A 16838-nucleotide genomic window follows, 5' to 3' on the forward strand; every position below is an offset into this window, starting at 1 on the left:
TTCCGATTTAATCAAATAATCTATACTTTAGGGTAAATAAAACATATAATATGAAAAAAATTGTATTAACCATTGGCTTATTAGCGCTGTTTGGTCATTTTTCAAATGGACAACAACTAAATAAAACCGAGAAAAAAATTGCCGAATATATTGAGGAACAAATGCCCCAAACTGAGGCATTGCTTAAAAAGATTGTCAATATTAATAGCGGAACTCTTAACAAAGAAGGTGTTAGAGAGGTGGGGAATATCCTGAGAAAAGAATTTGATGACTTGGGTTTTAAAACAGAATGGATTTCATTACCCGATTCATTAAACCGAGCGGGGCATTTAGTGGCAGAACGAAAAGGGAAAGCTGGTAAAAAACTATTTTTGATAGGTCATTTAGATACTGTTTTTGAAAAAGCAATGACTTTTACACCCTATACTTATTTAAACGACTCTACAGTGACGGGGCAAGGAGTAAATGATATGAAAGGCGGTGACATTGTTTTGTTAGCAGCCTTGAAAGCCCTTCATCAACATGGATTGCTAGAGAATACCACCCTAACCGCTTACTTTACAGGCGATGAAGAAAGTGCAGGTCGCCCAACTAGCATTAGCAGAAAAGACTTTATAGAAAGAGCCCAAACCAACGATATAGCTTTGGCTTTTGAAACAGCCGTCAATTTAAACACCGTTGCTACTGCCCGTAGAGGGTCTAGTGGTTGGAAATTAAATGTAAAGGGAGTAATGGGACATTCCTCTACCATATTTAGCCAGCAATCTGGCTACGGAGCCATCTATGAGGCCGCTAGAATATTAAATGAATTCAGAGAGAAATTGAGTACTGAAAAATACCTAACCTTCAACCCTGGTTTAATTATGGGTGGTTCCGAAATCAATGATAATAAAGAAACCATCGGGAAGGATAACATTATTTCACCTAGAGTAATGGTTTCGGGAGATTTGCGGTTCTTAACAGAAAGTCAGAAAGAAAATGCAAGGGTTAAAATGAAAGAAATTGTTTCGCACAGTTTGAATAAAACCAAAGCAGAAATTACTTTCTCAGACGGCATTCCTGCGATGGAACCTACATCAGCAAACGAAAACTTGCTTGCTGTTATTAGTAAAGTAAGTTTGGATTTAGGTCTAGGAGAAGTAAAGGCTGGAGACCCCGGTTCGAGAGGTGCGGGAGATATTTCATACATTGCCAAATACATGGCTTGCTTAGATGGCCTTGGGGCATCGGGCAAAGGAGCTCATGCACCGGGCGAGACAATGAACATGAAGGAATTTCCGAAGTTGGTTCAAAGAACGGCCATTCTGATTTACAGATTAACCCGATAAAAGCAAAGGGGTTGTTTCAAATTTGAAACAACCCCTTTGCTTTTATCTATTCAGAACAATTAAGCTATTGTAGAGCTCATTACTTCTGTTTGTTTACGAATTGATTCTAAGTGAACCAATTTGAATAATTCTTCAACAAATTCTGGATACAACCCTAATCCCGTTGCTTGTTTAGCACGGTCAGTATGTAGTTGCTTCCAACGGTCTAATTGTAATACTGCTACGTTGTTATCACGTTTGTATTCGCCTAATTTTTCAACAACAGCCATACGAGCAGCCAACACTTCCATTAATTCACGGTCGATGTTGTCAATTTTAGCACGCAATGCAGCTAGTTCGTCAGTAAATTCAGCACCATAGTTTGCTTGACGTACTTCTAATTCACGTAACATTGTACCTAATGCTTCTGGTGTTAATTGTTGCGAAGCATCAGACCAAGCAGCATCAGGATCACGGTGCGTTTCAATAATCATCCCGTCGTAATTCAAATCAAGAATTCTTTGAGATAATTCCATCAACAAAGAGCGTTTTCCAGCCATGTGTGATGGGTCACCGATGATTGGTAATTGAGGGAACAAACGTTTCATCTCAACAGCCATTTGCCACATTGGCGAGTTACGGTATTTTACTTCTTGTGCATTAGAAAAACCACGGTGGATAGCACCTAATTTTTTAATACCAGCACCTTGCAAACGTTCAAAAGCACCTACCCAAAGCGCTAAGTCTGGATTAACAGGGTTTTTAACCAATACAGGAATATCAACACCTTGTAGAGCGTCAGCTAAATCTTGTACGTTAAAAGGGTTTACTGTTGTTCTAGCACCAATCCATAATACATCAACACCATACTTCAAAGCAAGTTCGATATGTTCTGGAGTTGCTACTTCAATAGCTAATGGTAATCCAGTTTGTTTTTTTGCTTCAACAAGCCATTTTAAAGCTGGTTCTCCCATTCCTTCAAAACTTCCTGGACGTGTGCGTGGTTTCCACACACCTGCACGCATGATATGGGCATATCCTTCTGCTTTAATTCTATTAGCAGTCTCCAACACTTGTTCTTCCGTCTCGGCTGAACATGGACCTGCGATAATCAAGGGTTTGCCGTCAGTTTTAATCCATTCCTGCATCGGCACTACATCTAAATTTGCGTTCATTTGGCAAACAGTATTAAGTAAAATCAACTGCTATCTATTAATTACTATTTCTTTTCATTCATCAGATTGAAAAATCTTCTAAAAAATAACAAATAGTTTTTTAAACAACAATCAACAAATTTTCAAAACATTATTTTGTAACAAATCGTATCTACTTTATCAAAATTTCCCTTAACATTGTGAAAGGTTTATTTTATATAACCCTGACTATGCTATTTAAATTCATCAAAATACAGCATTAAAAAATTTAATCCGATAAAATTTGTTTTTGTATTATTCTAATATGCTATATTTGCACGTTTAAGTAAAACAACTGACGACTCTCTAAATCATATTAAACTGATTATCAATCAATAAATTATCATTCAGTTTTAATTTATATACGATTATTCGTCTGTAACATGACCAAAATGCCAGCCACATCAACCCTTATGGAGTCCACAAAAGTTAGTTTTGAAGACACCTCAATTGCTTTTTCTTCAAAATCTAACTTACAATTGAAGAAGATATATTTACTCTTCGCAAGCATGAACCAGAATTGGCTCGTAAAGTTAGGGACTTTTTTTATCAAACTCTTTATTTTTCTTCATTTTCCCATAAAAAAACTCATAAGAGTTACTGTATTTGAACAGTTTTGTGGTGGAGAAACCCTACAAGAATGTAACAAGACAATAGAAAATTTGGACAAATCTCATATTGGCACAATTTTAGACTATTCTGTAGAGGGAGAAGATAACGAAAAAAGTTTTGACAAAACTACGCAAGAAGTGCTCTTGACGATTGAAAAAGCTTATGAGAACATTGCTATTCCTTTCGCCGTATTTAAAGTAACAGGAATTGCGAGTATGGATTTATTGGAAAAAATCCAAAACGAAGAAGAACTCAATAACGACGAGAAGGCCGCTTTTGAAAGAGTAAGAGAAAGAATGAATATTCTATGTGGAAGAGCACACGCCTTGAATGTTAGAATTTTTGTAGATGCTGAAGAATCTTGGATTCAAGATACCATCGATACCCTTACGTACGGGATGATGGAAAAATACAACCAAGAACAGTGTATCGTTTACAACACTTTTCAAATGTATCGAAAAGATATGTTGCAAAACTTAAAAGAGGCAACTCAACAAGCACGAGACAACCATTTTTCACTTGGTGTAAAATTGGTTCGTGGGGCTTATATGGAAAAAGAACGCCAAAGATCACATGAAGAAAATTATTGTGAGCCTGTTCATGAAACCAAAGCGGCTACCGACCATGATTATAACTTAGGAGTAGTATTCTGCGTAGAAAACCGTGATAATATTTCTCTTTGTGTAGGTACACATAACGAGTTTAGCTGTAAACAATTGGTAGATTTAATGCAAAAAAATCAGATTGACCCTACAGATAAACATTTTTATTTCGCACAGCTTTTAGGAATGTCTGATAACATATCATACAATCTTTCAAAAGCAGGTTATAATGTAGCTAAATATGTGCCTTACGGCCCGATTGAAGCAGTAATGCCTTATTTATTCCGTCGTGCGGCTGAAAACACATCGGTGTCAGGTCAAGCTAGTAGAGAGTTTGTATTAATCAAGCGTGAAATCGTTAGAAGAAAGAGGCTAATGTTCACTAAAAAATAATTTTATTTGACGGTATATATACTTTTAGATTAAATATTTCGTCACAAAGGCAGTAAACCTAAGGGTTTCTGACTTTGTGACTTTTATTTTGTAACTTGCGCAAATTATTACAAACATTAATATCCAACAATCTATTTCCGTTTATTCAACCCAATCGCTCAAATTCAATTATGTTTCGTTCTCCATATAAATACTTCTGGCTTACCTTTTTGCTTATTGTTATTGACCAAGTTATTAAAGTAGCTGTTCACAAATATTTACAATACGAAGGTAATGAAGTACCTATCATTGGTGATTTTTTCAAACTCCATTATGTATTAAATAAGGGAATGGCCTTTGGAATGACCCTCAACTTTTTACCAAAAGGATATGATAAAATTGTTCTAAGTCTTTTTAGGGTTGTTGCCATGTTTGGAATCGGGGCATATCTGGTTTCGTTAGCACGCAAAAAGGCTAATCCGGGCTTACTTTGGTGTATTGCTGCTATATTAGGAGGCGCTATTGGTAATGTGGTGGATAGTACTTTCTATGGCGTTATTTTCAATAATGCTCCTGTTGATTCGCCTACTCCTTGGTTTCATGGCCAAGTAATTGATATGTTTTTCTTTGACCTTTACCAAGGTTGGTTGCCTGAATGGCTTCCTATTTGGGGAGGTACTTGGTATTCAACCCCTATCTTTAATTTTGCCGATGCTTCTATATTCTGTGGCGTTGTGGTAATTTTAATTTTTCAAGGGCAGTTTTTTGAAGAATCAAAGCCAAAAAATGACGCTGAAACAGCAGATAAAGACGAAACAATTCATAGCGACAATATTGAGAACCTCAGCACGGATTTTCAAGAAGAAGCTACAGAAGAATCAGAAAGTAAACCTCAAGAATAACAAATAAAATTTTGTTTGAGTACACAATGAAATCAGAAATTATTTTAATGGCACTGTGGTTAAGCTATGGATTACTCCATACCATAACAGCGTCTGAAAGCTTTAAAAATCTTCTCAAACCTATTTTGGGAAGATTTTCTATTTATTACCGTCTGGGCTACAATATCGTGTTTGTAGTATTGCTAATACCAATCATCAAGTACCAGCTAGAAGCTCCATCCGAAATACTGTTAGAAAAATCAATCATGAATCAGATTTTGGGTGGTTTAATGATGGGTTCGGGTATATTCCTTGGCTTTTCAGCCTTGAAACAATATGATTTATCCGAATTTTTAGGAACAGATGCTTTGAAAGGTTCATCTAAAAAACCGGTATTGAGGATTGATGAGTTGTCATCAATTGTTCGTCATCCGCTTTATTTGGGTATACTGATATTTGTATGGGGTACTTTTGGCTTTTTTGGTACATCCCTTTACCTCGTTACTGCCATAAGCTTAACTTTTTATATCAGGATTGGAATATACTTTGAAGAGAAAAAGTTAGTAAAGGAATTTGGGAAGAAATACGAAAAATATCAAAAAGAAGTACCGATGTTAATCCCGAGATTAAGTGATGGAAAATAATCCCATCACTTAACTGTTTGTAAGATTTCTGAAGACTTCTTCCATTGTTTTTCCAGAAGTTTTTAAAGCCGATAGCTCACTGTCTTTCACTATTTTACCGTGATTAATAATTACCACTCTATCACAAATAGCTTCAACTTCTTGCATAATATGGGTTGAAAAAACGACTGTTTTTTCTTTGCCGATATTTCTGATAACACCTCTGATTTCTGCCAATTGATTAGGGTCAAGCCCCGTAGTAGGTTCATCCAAAATCAATACTTTAGGGTCATGAATAAGGGCCTGAGCCAAGCCAACACGCTGGCGATAGCCTTTTGACAATTGACCTATTTTCTTCTTTTGCTCAAGTTGCAGACCAACCAAATCAATTACCTCCGCTATTCTATTCTGTAATTTTTGCCCTTTAATCTGATAAAGTCCTCCGACGAAAGCCAAAAACTCCTTTACATACATTTCTAAATATAAAGGGTTGTGTTCAGGTAAGTAACCAATATTTTTTCGTACTTCCATGGCATCTTTTTCCACATCATAACCACATACTTCAACCTTCCCACTAGTAGCAGTAAGATAGCACGTAGCAATCTTCATAGTGGTTGATTTGCCAGCACCGTTCGGCCCAAGGAAACCGACTATTTCCCCTTGCTTTACCTCAAAAGAAATATTATCTACAGCATTTTGTGTGCCATAAACTTTTACTAAATTCTGAATTTTTAACGACATAAATAGAAGTTAGGAATGTGATTAAAATTTATGGAAACTAGCTAAGCATTCCTAAATTTATTAAATTGAACAAATTATTGTCCAAACATGCTTCCTAAATCCATTCCTGGAATATTAGGCATCAAACCTTGAGTAGCTTTTTGAAGATGTTCTTTTATTTTACCTTCAATATTTTCCAAAGCATTGTTCGTAGCCGCTATGATTAAATCCTGTAGTACTTCACGGTCAGCAGGCTTAATTAAATCTTCATCAATTTCAATTTTCAAAAGCTGTTTTTTCCCATTCACCGTTGCAACCACCATACCAGCACCAGCATCACCCGTTTCAATAATTGAACTCAAAGAGTCTTGGGCTTCTTTCATTTTAGCTTGAAGGTCTTTTACCTTGCCAAGCATTCCCATCATATCAAACATAGTCTTTTAAGTTTTGTTAATAAATTTGTCTTGCAAGTTACAATACTATTCATTTAACACAAAAATTAAGCTTGTTTTACCTAGTCAATAGTTAAAATCTGTTACTAGATTACCAACCTATTAATACGTTAAAAAAAGTGTTCCCTCCTTATTAATTACTTGTCCAGTAGTATCTTCCACCTCTAATTTATAAATATACATTCCTTGCAAAGCTTTTTCTCCATTTTTTAAAAAACCATCCCATCCTATTTGACTATTACTTGGGAAACTATTGGTTTCATCATAAAACACTACACTCCCCCATCGGTCATAAATGGTCATTTTTAGTTTCTGGATGAATCTTCCATAAATAATAAACTTATCATTTACACCATCATTATTAGGCGTAAAAGCATCTGGATTCAATAGTAGTGATGGGCGATAAATACGCACAATGTTTGAATGTGTATTTTGTGTAATACCTCCCGAAATAGGTTTAGCTTCTATCTGCAGAAATATTTCCTGCCCCTCGCTGTCTGGCAAACCAATCGTGTTATAAGAATAAATATTTTTAAGATTATCAGCCAAAGTCTTTAAGGTAATTCCAGTGTTTGGGTTAACTTTATTTACCCTGTAATAATCTGTCGCTAATGAAAATGAAGATTGCGGAGTCCAATCTATCTCTGATACACTAGAAGATACCAATATGCTGCAAACCTTTTGAGAAGGGTCAGATTCCTTATTGCATAAATCTTTCCAAGTCATATAATAACAGTAAGATTGGTCGTCAATAGAAACATTATTATCCTTTATTGAATTTACAGCAGGACTAGTTGACTGCAATAATTGGTACGCTCCATTAAGAGACGTTGATTTATAATAACGGTATTCTACCATATCAGAGGGAGACGGCTCACCAGTTCCTGTTGTGAATGTTCCTTTGATAGTAATAGTTTTAGCAGTAGCTTCTACATCAGCAAAAACGTTGGCTATTTTAGTAAGGCTTTTTGTGGAGGTAGCTTGGATATTTAAAAGCTGAGAAGTAGATTTTTGTCCATAATTAGTGATGACACGATAAATATAATCTTTTCCACAAACCACATCTGGGTCGGTTAAAGTTAGCGTCGAAATATTGCTGATAGGGGGAAATACTTTATCAATTGTTCCATTAGCGTTCACTCGTTCTACACGATAATCTGCAAATACTCCTCCTGTAATATTTGTCAAAGCTCTTAGCCACGAAGCTTGAACTTCATTATTAATAACGGCCACTTTTGCAGGCGTTGTACATACTTCTTCATTACTTAAATTAGCAGGATTAAAAATAGTAGCAGGACAAACAGCATCTAATGCTTCTGTCCTAAAACAATATTGTCTGTCTTGATTAGGAACAGTTACCGTAACATCATCAAACAACGTAGTGGCTGTAGATGTATAAGTTAGTAATGGATTGGTATAATCATACGTACTCGTCGTTAATGGGTCACGGATATACACTTTACGCTGAATAGTTGTTTGAGCAAGAACAGTCATTTTGTATTCTTTCGCAATAGCAGTTCCTGCAATAGCTGTAATCAACGGACGATTAATCATCGTTCCCGTCATTGAAATAGGCGGAGAAGTATATACAGGTGCTGGACAGCTTCCCGTTTTAGATTGTCCTTTTATGGTAATTATTCTATCAGATTGATCGGGGAAAGGTCCACTTGAAACAGTATGCGGATACGACGTAGGTTTCTCTCTAAAAGTAGGATTAAACAAACTACTCGTTGATGAAAACTTCACTTCGTACTCGTCATAATTATTATTAGGGTCGGCTTCTAATTTTAACCTAATCAAAGTAGCATTACACACACTGTAAGTAATTACAGGAGTACTAGGCTTAATAACTTCTATTACTTGACAAGCGTGATGATAATCGTTGGAAGTTCCATTACCAGAATTATCCCCTTGCGTAATGACATAGATGCCTGGGCCAGTGTACCATGAAGAGGAGGTATTGACTGGAATGGAAGCATCCCCGCTGATTGTCATGTAACTAGCATTTGCCGTATTGGGTGTAGAGGGTGGCGCTGTTAAAGCATTATACTGAGTTGCTGGCATTAGCCAATAGTTTACACCAGTAGTACTCGTAGCACTAATTGTATTTTTTAACGTAATCGTTTCTCCTTCACAAATTTTAACTGGAATATTATTAGATGCCGTACTGTTTCCATCGCCATCACCCACCACTTGTACTTTTGTACCATTGATACTGAATTGCCCTGAAACCGTTCCCGGTGGCTCAGCTTTATTTTTACATTGAGCATACGTATTGATAGTCATCTTTGTTAGCAAGATTAAGGCAATCAATATTTTTGCTGATTTATTAAAAATTCGATTCATTTAAAAAGGTTATTTTTATTAAAACTATTTACAAAAATTGTGCTATAAAATTTAAGTCTTATAATTTATTTATATCCAGATTGACAAGGCTAAATTTAATAAAAAATGCTAGAACAGTAAATAACAGCGAGACTGACTTATGTCAAAAAGAGTATTTCTTAAGGAAGACAAGAGATATTTTAGCCAATAGTCGCTTTAATGTTTAACGCAAAGGAACAAAAAAACGTACCTTTGAGGTTATAAAAATACAAGTGAATTGTAATGACGAAGCACCCTCTGAGCCTAGATTCAAGATTTTACCAAGAAAACAATGTCAAAGATAAAATTAGATAGTATCGAAGAGGCGATTGAAGCAATTCGCCAAGGAAAAATTATCATCGTAGCCGACGATGAAGACCGTGAAAACGAAGGAGATATGATTTGTGCCTCTGAAGCGATGACTCCAGAATTAGCCAATTTTATGATTCGTGAAGGTCGTGGCTTAATGTGTGTAACTCTTACGGAGGAACGTTGTAAGGAATTGGATTTAACCATGATGGTTGGTTCTAATACTGCTACGCACGAAACGCCCTTTACCGTTTCGGTAGATTTACTAGGGCATGGTTGTACGACAGGTATTTCAGCACACGACCGTTCTAAAACGATTCAGGCTTTGGTCGATGAAAATACCAAACCAGAAGACTTAGGCAGACCGGGGCATATTTTCCCTTTGAAAGCACGTAATGAAGGTGTTCTTCGTAGAACAGGGCATACTGAAGCAGCGATGGATTTCGCAAAGCTTGCGGGTTTTAAACCTTCTGGGGTATTGATTGAAGTATTGAACGAAGACGGAACGATGGCTCGTTTAGCTGATTTAAGAGCTATTGCGGATAAATTCGATTTGAAATTAGTAACCATTAAGGATTTAGTAGAGTATCGTTTAAAACATGAAAGCCTTATCAAACGTGAAATAGGCGTTGATATGCCTACAGAGTTTGGTCATTTTGATTTAATCGCTTTCAAGCAAATCAATACTGGCGAAACACATTTGGCATTGATTAAAGGTACATGGGAAAAAGATGAGCCTGTTTTAGTAAGGGTACATAGCTCATGTGTTACAGGTGATATTTTTGGCTCATGCCGTTGCGATTGTGGTGCACAACTACACCGTGCGATGGAAATTGTAGAAAAAGAAGGTAAAGGCGTAATTCTGTATATGTTCCAAGAAGGCAGAGGTATCGGCTTAATTAATAAATTAAAAGCCTATAAACTTCAAGAAATGGGACGCGATACTGTAGAAGCTAATTTGGAGTTAGGTTTCAAAATGGATGAGCGTGATTATGGCGTGGGAGCTTCTATCTTAAGAGATTTAGGATTAAGCAAAATCAGATTAATCTCGAACAATCCAAAGAAAAGAGCAGCCCTGTTCGGATATGGTTTAGAAATTGTAGAAACTGTACCGATTGAAATTGCTTCAAACCCTCATAATGAAAGTTATTTGCTCACAAAAAGAGACAAAATGGGTCATACTATTATGGGGCATAAATAAATAAAAGGGGCTTAGTTATTGAATAACTAAGCCCCTTTTATTTATAGACAAGAATTTGTCGCTAATACTAAACAGCGACAGGAGCTTTAATGCCAGGATAAGGATGATAGTTTTCTAACGTGAAATCTTCAAACTTAAAATCAAAAATGCTTTTTACGGCTGGGTTGATTTTCATGGTTGGTAAGGCACGTGGCTCACGAGCTAGCTGAGTAGCTACTTGCTCATAGTGATTAGAATAAATATGCGTATCACCACCTGTCCAAATAAAATCACCCACCTCCAAATCACACACTTGTGCAATCATCATCGTCAGCAACGCATAAGAAGCAATGTTAAAAGGCACACCCAAAAATACATCCGCCGAACGTTGGTATAATTGGCAAGACAGTTTATTATCCGCTACATAAAACTGAAAAAGTGCATGGCAGGGCATTAAAGCCATTTCAGAAAGTTCCCCTACATTCCAAGCACTCACGATAATTCTTCTTGAATCTGGGCTTTTCTTCAATGTCTCGATTACCTCTTTCAACTGGTCAATTACTTTTCCGTTTGGAGCCGTCCAGCTTCTCCATTGTTTTCCATATACTGGACCTAAATCACCATTTTCATTAGCCCATTCGTCCCAGATGCCTACGCCATTATCTTTTAAATATTTGATATTGGTATCACCATTAATAAACCAAAGCAATTCATGGATAATCGACTTTAAATGTACTTTTTTGGTAGTTACCAAAGGGAAACCTTCTTGTAAATTAAAACGCATCTGATAACCAAAAATACTGGTTGTACCCGTACCTGTACGGTCAGTTTTTTCTGCTCCGTTCTCAAGAATATGTTTTAAAAGAGTATGATATTGTTGCATTTTTTTTGCTGTAAGCTATAAGTAATGAGCTTTAGTTTTGTGATAAAAGACAAGATTGAAATGAAAAAATATTCTTGCAAGTTCAAAATTACATAAAAAAATAACTCATCAATAGCTTCTTACACTATTGATGAGCCTTTAAATAAAACACGCTCTTTTATTTAAGCTGTTTTCTTTATAGTTTTTTTGTCGGATACCTTTTCAGCTTTAGCAGATTTAGTCATTTCTGCACAGCACTTCGATTTTGACTTACTGTGTGAAGCTGCCATTTTAGCACTACAACATTTTGAACCCTTTTCTTTATCGTGGGCTAAAGAAATATTAGCTACAAAAGCTAATAATGATAAACCTAAAATTACCTTTTTCATGTGGATGAGCTATTAAATGTTTAAAATCGAATAAATGTTAAAAACGAAAAAACGAGCTAAACTGAAAAATGTTTTTACAAATTCGGAAAAGCTGTAAGTAATTGAGTGATTAATTTGCTATGCAATAAGGAAATTAAAAGAATCACTAAATCGCTCATTCACTAAATAACTCACTTATCTACCAAAGCAGGTTCAATAGCGAAAGTATGCGTAATTTCAGCCGAACCACTGAATTGGGCTGTAGCCGAACAATACTTTTCCATTGATAATTCAATCGCCTTTTTGGCTTTATCCTCAGCAATATTACCTTTGAACTGGAAGTGAATATTGATTTTGCGGAAAGGTGTCATTTCTGTCCCTGCTATTTTTTCACGTTCGCCCGATACTGAAATCTTTAAATCTTCAATGATTTGGCGTTGTTTTTTCATGATTAAAATCACGTCGATAGCTGTACAGCCCCCTAAGCCCATCAACAATAATTCCATCGGACGCGAACCCGCATTATGTCCTCCAATATTTTCGGCAGCATCAATATCAACTGGTACACCCGACATCCCGTTTGCCTGAAAATGAAAGGCATCATCTATTCTAACTAATTCTACTTGCATGATTTCAAGATTTTAACCTGATTATATATTTTTAATTTTCTGAGCAACTCTTTAAATGTTAACTTTTTTAGAAAATATTAAGTTCAAAGTTACGCTATTGAACATTAATATAGTAATTATCCACAAGGCTGAATCGTAGGATTCGGCAATTTGTGATTCAACAAATATTTTTTGTTGCCAAAACTACACGGCGGTAAGGCTAATAAATTATCCATCCTAGTCGTCTTATTTTTAGGATCTTTCCTACCTTCTTTTGGGTCTGAAATAAAAAGTAATTTAATGGTGAAATCATAATCTGTATTGTAAAAGTAGTCCCTAAACCTATCGCTCATAAAATCATCAAAACAACTTTGGAATTTCTCCCGAATATCACTTAGCTTTTCAGTTTTAAGCGATTGAATAGCTTTCAGTTCTACTAAGTACAAAACAAATTTATTTCCTCCACAATGTTGGATAATTAAACAATCAGGTGATTTAGGTCGAATATTATCTCTTACTGTTCTGTTATAATATTCATCAACTCGAACGATGATGTAGTCATTCCTATTTACAGCATCACTTACATTGATACCAACACCATGTTCTTCGCAATCATCACACAGAAATTTACTTAAAACAGGGTCTTGCAGAATTTCTTGAATTAACATTTTTCTGGTGTAGCTTAGAGTTTATTTAATAATTGCATACGTTCTTCATAAAGCTGTTCAGCAATATCTGCAAAGTTATTATCTTCAATACCATATTCATCTACAGACATTGCCCCATCTTCAATAACACTACCCTCGTTTGTCATTTTCATTAAAGAAATATTGATATTTTCAGGTAGAATTTCTTTTGCAATAATCAAATTACTAAGTTTATTAAAAATATAATTACTGTGTGAAGTCATTACTATTTTTAAGTTTCCTTTACTCAGTTTTCCAAAAAAACTAAGTAAAGCTACTTGCACTTCTGGATGCAAATGAGCTTCAGGTTCTTCGATGAATAGTATTGAGGTACTTTTATCATCAAAAGGAATAATATACTTCAAATGGGCAATGATTGGAGCAATTTCTGAAATCATGGATGAGGTAAAAGATAATTCCAGCTTTATCTCAGAATGCAGTGGCGTATAAAAATACTTTTTTGTTTCGGTGTCAAGGGTTATACTTCCTTTCAAAATATTCTTCTCAATCTCCTCAAAATGTTCTAAATACTTTTCATTTACTTGAGTTTTATCAATAGTATTGAGATTTAAGAAATAATCAGAAATAGGTTCTGAAAAATTAGGAATCTCAATTTTCTGACTAATAATATTTCTATTCCGAGATAACTCAGCAAAAATAGCTCCAAGCGAGTTTAATGCATTGTAAAGCCCAGAACGAGAAGCAGGGAGAAAATAAATCTTGCCAATCGTATTTGCAAATTGGTTTACGTATGAATTAATACAAACTTCAAGTACTTTATTTAATTCATCCTTGTAGAATCTAATATCTTGCGAATAGATATTATTCCTTTCTGGTAGCTTTTCCCATAGTTCTAGACTGTACAACTCGTTTTTCTCTATCTTTATCTTAGGTATCCAGTTAATGCTTTTTAAAATCAAATTTTCATTATGCTCATCTAATCCAATCAAAATTTCAGCAATATCATTTTTTATGGCTATTTGGGTAGCCTCACCACTGTTTAATTTATTTTGTAAATACTTAAAGTTATATGAGTTTTTAAATGATTTATCTATCAATAAAACAATTGAAGATTTTAGTATATTGGATAAGTCAATCTTTACCTCCTCACTAATATCAAGGGTTTCATCGTTTCCAATCTCATCTAATCTTTCAAGCAATGTGGGTATTTTTTTGTCAAAATCCTTATTAAAATCTGGTTTATATTGAATACTGGTGTACTCAATAAAACTTTTCAAAATCAAATAAACCGCACTAATCGCATAAGATTTACCTATGTTATTCTTCCCAAAAATGGCGTGAATATCTTTGGACGTATCAAATTTAAAAGATTTTATGGGGCCAAAATTCTGTAGTTCAATAATCATATCTTTTCTATTCGTTCATGCAATTAAACAAGTTGGACGTATCTTTGCAAAAAAATCAAAATTCAATGTCTTATTATTCTATCCAAAACATCAAACTCACTGATTTAGCTAATCAATTCGGTACGCCTTTGTACGTCTATGACGCAGACAAAATTATCGAAAAAATATCCATTCTTCGTGATTCTTTCAAGAATGTTAATCTCAAAATAAAATATGCTTGTAAAGCCAATACCAATTTGGCAATTTTGAAATTAATGCGAAAGCATGGTGTTGAAATCGATGTGGTTTCACCAGAAGAATTGCGTTTGGCCATGATGGCTGGATATGAAGGTTCGCAAATCACCTTTACGCCGAGTGGGGTTTCATTTGATGAAATTGAATTGGCGGCTGAATTGGGAACAAGAATCAATTTGGACAATTTGGATGTGTTGGAAAAATTCGGACAACGTTATGGTAATACCAAAGGTGCGTTGATTCGCCTAAAACCTCACGTTTTTGGAGGTGGTAATGAAAAAATCATGACGGCTCACCCTGAATCTAAATTTGGTATTTCTATCCATCAGAAGGCTGAAATTTTGGCGATTGTTGAAAAATACGATATGAAAATCATCGGCTTGCACCAACATACAGGTTCTGATGTTAAAAATGCCGATGCCTTTACACAAGCAGCAAGTGCTATTTTGGAAATGGCTTTTAGTTTTAAAGATTTAGAGATTATCGATTTGGGTGGTGGGTTCAAAGTGGCCTATAAAGACGGCGACATCGTTACGGATATGAAAGAGGTTGGAGAGGTATTGAGTAATGCCTTCTTGGATTTCTCAAAAAAATACGGTCGTGAATTACAGCTATGGTTCGAGCCAGGTAAGTTTTTAGTAAGCGAGGCAGGTACTTTCTTGACAACTGCTAATACGGTAAAGGTTGACCCTATCAAAACTTTTGTTTGTGTGAATTCAGGACTGAATCACCTTGGTCGCCCGATGATGTATGGTTCTTATCATGATATTTTTAATGCTTCTAATGAAGATGAGTCTGAGCAGAATGAATACAGAGTAGTAGGCTATATCTGTGAAACGGATACTTTCTCGTGGACACCAGAAGGAAAGCAAGGCGAGCGTTGGATGAATAAAGTAAAAGCAGGCGACATCATTGCAATGAAAAATGCTGGAGCTTATTGCTTCTCGATGGCTTCGCAATATAATTCAAGGTTATTACCCGCAGAAGTGTTGGTGATAGGTGGTGAAGCAAAGTTGATTCGTAAAAGAGAAACTTTTGATGATATTGTAAGAAACCTTGTGAGTGTGGAGGTATAAATAGGTAGGGACGAATTGCATTCGTCCTTATGACAAACGAATAGGACGAATGCAATTCGTCCCTACTATTAATTATAAAAATGGACGAGGTTAAATCTCGTCCATTTTTTATTTTTAAGAATCGTAACTTAAACCATATTGCTTCAAAACCTCCTCTGGAACACCTTCCCAATTGTTAGGTCTGTTACCTACATAACCCATATCATGATGCCCCATTTCTGAAGAATAAAAACCCGATGCTGTTAGGTTTCTCATCAAAGAAAAGAAATTTACGCCCTGCGATACTTCAGGTTTTGCTTCGTTAGGATAAGCTATTTCGTCTACTAAACTAATCTGCTCTTTCTTGGTACAAAGAATAAATTCTTTTCCAAAACGCTTAATTGACGCAGAATCCATCCAACGTAAACCTCCACGCATAGGAGTCTTAAAAGTCGGCTGGTCTTTTACAATAAACTCTATAAAGGCTGGCACGCCCGATTGCGAAGCACTTCCTGAATGTTCATCGGCAGGAATAATAATATCCGACAACACCGTGATAGTTTTCATTTCGTGGTCAGTAAAGAATTTTTCAGCCAATAATTTAGCATCACGGGCAATCTCATCTTCTGTTCTACCATAATTATATTTTGGCGCTGCTGTTGTAGTTGCTTTCGCTTTTGGCTTAGGCTTTGGTCCTTGCAATAACTCAATGGCTACTGCTTCTTGGCTCATCACGGCCATACCCAGTGACGATAACCCTATATTTTTAAGATAATCTCTTCTTTTCATAAAAATAACTTGATGATTTGAAAATTGCACACTAGAGTATAAATTATTGATAATCAACCAATAAAACCTCATCCCCCAACCCCTTCTCCTTCAGAGAAGGGGAGTAAACTTTGGATTTTAAAGCTCCCCTCTCTGGAGCAGGGCTGTTAAGTTCTAATATTGGAACATAGTTCTTTGAAATTTTGACCAAATATTATTTGGGCGTACTTAATAGAATCATTGACATTTTGTCTGAGATAATTAAGTGAAATAGC

The 16838-nt window shown here is 35.6% G+C and carries 16 protein-coding genes; 6 read left to right on the plus strand and 10 right to left on the minus strand.

The window, feature by feature from the left end:
* The first annotated feature begins 50 nt into the window (after window positions 1-50).
* Entirely contained in the window at window positions 51-1328 is a 1278-nt protein-coding gene (locus VB264_RS19410; RefSeq protein ID WP_323252065.1) for a M20/M25/M40 family metallo-hydrolase, read from the plus strand.
* Window positions 1329-1387: 59 nt separating this feature from the next.
* Here VB264_RS19410 and VB264_RS19415 read toward each other — a convergent pair whose 3' ends face one another.
* Window positions 1388-2482 carry a chorismate mutase gene (locus VB264_RS19415; protein ID WP_323252067.1) on the minus strand — a complete coding sequence of 365 codons (1095 nt, stop codon included), beginning with the start codon at window positions 2480-2482 and terminating at the stop codon, window positions 1388-1390.
* A gap of 431 nt (window positions 2483-2913) precedes the next feature.
* Here VB264_RS19415 and VB264_RS19420 point away from each other — a divergent pair, with 431 nt between their 5' ends.
* From VB264_RS19420 to VB264_RS19430, 3 genes are all read left to right on the plus strand, one after another.
* Window positions 2914-4107, plus strand: coding sequence for a proline dehydrogenase family protein (locus VB264_RS19420; RefSeq protein WP_309920433.1), 1194 nt, complete (start codon window positions 2914-2916; stop codon window positions 4105-4107).
* A gap of 170 nt (window positions 4108-4277) precedes the next feature.
* Complete coding sequence (locus VB264_RS19425; RefSeq protein WP_309920436.1) at window positions 4278-4988, plus strand: lipoprotein signal peptidase; 711 nt, start codon at window positions 4278-4280, stop codon at window positions 4986-4988.
* Window positions 4989-5014: 26 nt separating this feature from the next.
* A complete protein-coding gene (locus VB264_RS19430) occupies window positions 5015-5611 on the plus strand; it encodes a methyltransferase family protein (protein WP_323252070.1) in 597 nt (198 codons plus the stop codon).
* A 9-nt stretch (window positions 5612-5620) separates the two neighbouring features.
* On the opposite strand, the gene gldA is transcribed toward VB264_RS19430, so the two are convergent.
* The 3 genes from gldA to VB264_RS19445 form a co-directional block, all read right to left on the minus strand.
* Window positions 5621-6331, minus strand: a complete 711-nt coding sequence (gldA, locus tag VB264_RS19435) for a gliding motility-associated ABC transporter ATP-binding subunit GldA (protein ID WP_323252072.1) — start codon at window positions 6329-6331, stop codon at window positions 5621-5623.
* Window positions 6332-6405: 74 nt separating this feature from the next.
* Window positions 6406-6744 carry a YbaB/EbfC family nucleoid-associated protein gene (locus tag VB264_RS19440; protein ID WP_323252074.1) on the minus strand — a complete coding sequence of 113 codons (339 nt, stop codon included), beginning with the start codon at window positions 6742-6744 and terminating at the stop codon, window positions 6406-6408.
* Window positions 6745-6864: 120 nt separating this feature from the next.
* Entirely contained in the window at window positions 6865-9108 is a 2244-nt protein-coding gene (locus VB264_RS19445; RefSeq protein ID WP_323252076.1) for a T9SS type B sorting domain-containing protein, read from the minus strand.
* Between the two features lie 310 nt (window positions 9109-9418).
* On the opposite strand from VB264_RS19445, the gene VB264_RS19450 reads away from it, so the two are divergent.
* Window positions 9419-10636: a bifunctional 3,4-dihydroxy-2-butanone-4-phosphate synthase/GTP cyclohydrolase II gene (locus VB264_RS19450; protein WP_323252078.1), complete on the plus strand. Its 1218-nt coding sequence runs from the start codon at window positions 9419-9421 to the stop codon at window positions 10634-10636.
* A 67-nt stretch (window positions 10637-10703) separates the two neighbouring features.
* On the opposite strand, the gene VB264_RS19455 is transcribed toward VB264_RS19450, so the two are convergent.
* The 5 genes from VB264_RS19455 to VB264_RS19475 all read right to left on the minus strand — a co-directional run bounded on the left by VB264_RS19455 (window position 10704) and on the right by VB264_RS19475 (window position 14506).
* Entirely contained in the window at window positions 10704-11498 is a 795-nt protein-coding gene (locus VB264_RS19455; RefSeq protein WP_323252080.1) for a thymidylate synthase, read from the minus strand.
* Window positions 11499-11659: 161 nt separating this feature from the next.
* The gene (locus VB264_RS19460) at window positions 11660-11866 is read right to left on the minus strand and encodes a hypothetical protein (RefSeq protein ID WP_323252082.1); all 207 of its coding nucleotides are present in this window, start codon (window positions 11864-11866) and stop codon (window positions 11660-11662) included.
* A gap of 170 nt (window positions 11867-12036) precedes the next feature.
* Entirely contained in the window at window positions 12037-12474 is a 438-nt protein-coding gene (locus tag VB264_RS19465; RefSeq protein WP_323252084.1) for an OsmC family protein, read from the minus strand.
* A 116-nt stretch (window positions 12475-12590) separates the two neighbouring features.
* Window positions 12591-13121, minus strand: a complete 531-nt coding sequence (locus tag VB264_RS19470) for a hypothetical protein (protein WP_323252086.1) — start codon at window positions 13119-13121, stop codon at window positions 12591-12593.
* A 14-nt stretch (window positions 13122-13135) separates the two neighbouring features.
* Window positions 13136-14506: an AAA family ATPase gene (locus VB264_RS19475; protein WP_323252088.1), complete on the minus strand. Its 1371-nt coding sequence runs from the start codon at window positions 14504-14506 to the stop codon at window positions 13136-13138.
* Between the two features lie 65 nt (window positions 14507-14571).
* Between VB264_RS19475 and lysA the strand changes: the two genes are divergently transcribed.
* Window positions 14572-15816, plus strand: coding sequence for a diaminopimelate decarboxylase (lysA, locus tag VB264_RS19480; RefSeq protein ID WP_323252090.1), 1245 nt, complete (start codon window positions 14572-14574; stop codon window positions 15814-15816).
* A gap of 114 nt (window positions 15817-15930) precedes the next feature.
* Here the strand turns inward: lysA and VB264_RS19485 are convergent, their stop codons facing one another.
* Window positions 15931-16584: a gluconate 2-dehydrogenase subunit 3 family protein gene (locus VB264_RS19485; RefSeq protein ID WP_323252092.1), complete on the minus strand. Its 654-nt coding sequence runs from the start codon at window positions 16582-16584 to the stop codon at window positions 15931-15933.
* Window positions 16585-16838 lie beyond the last annotated feature (254 nt).

Source organism: Arcicella aquatica, from assembly GCF_034928825.1.
Lineage (GTDB): Bacteria > Bacteroidota > Bacteroidia > Cytophagales > Spirosomataceae > Arcicella > Arcicella aquatica.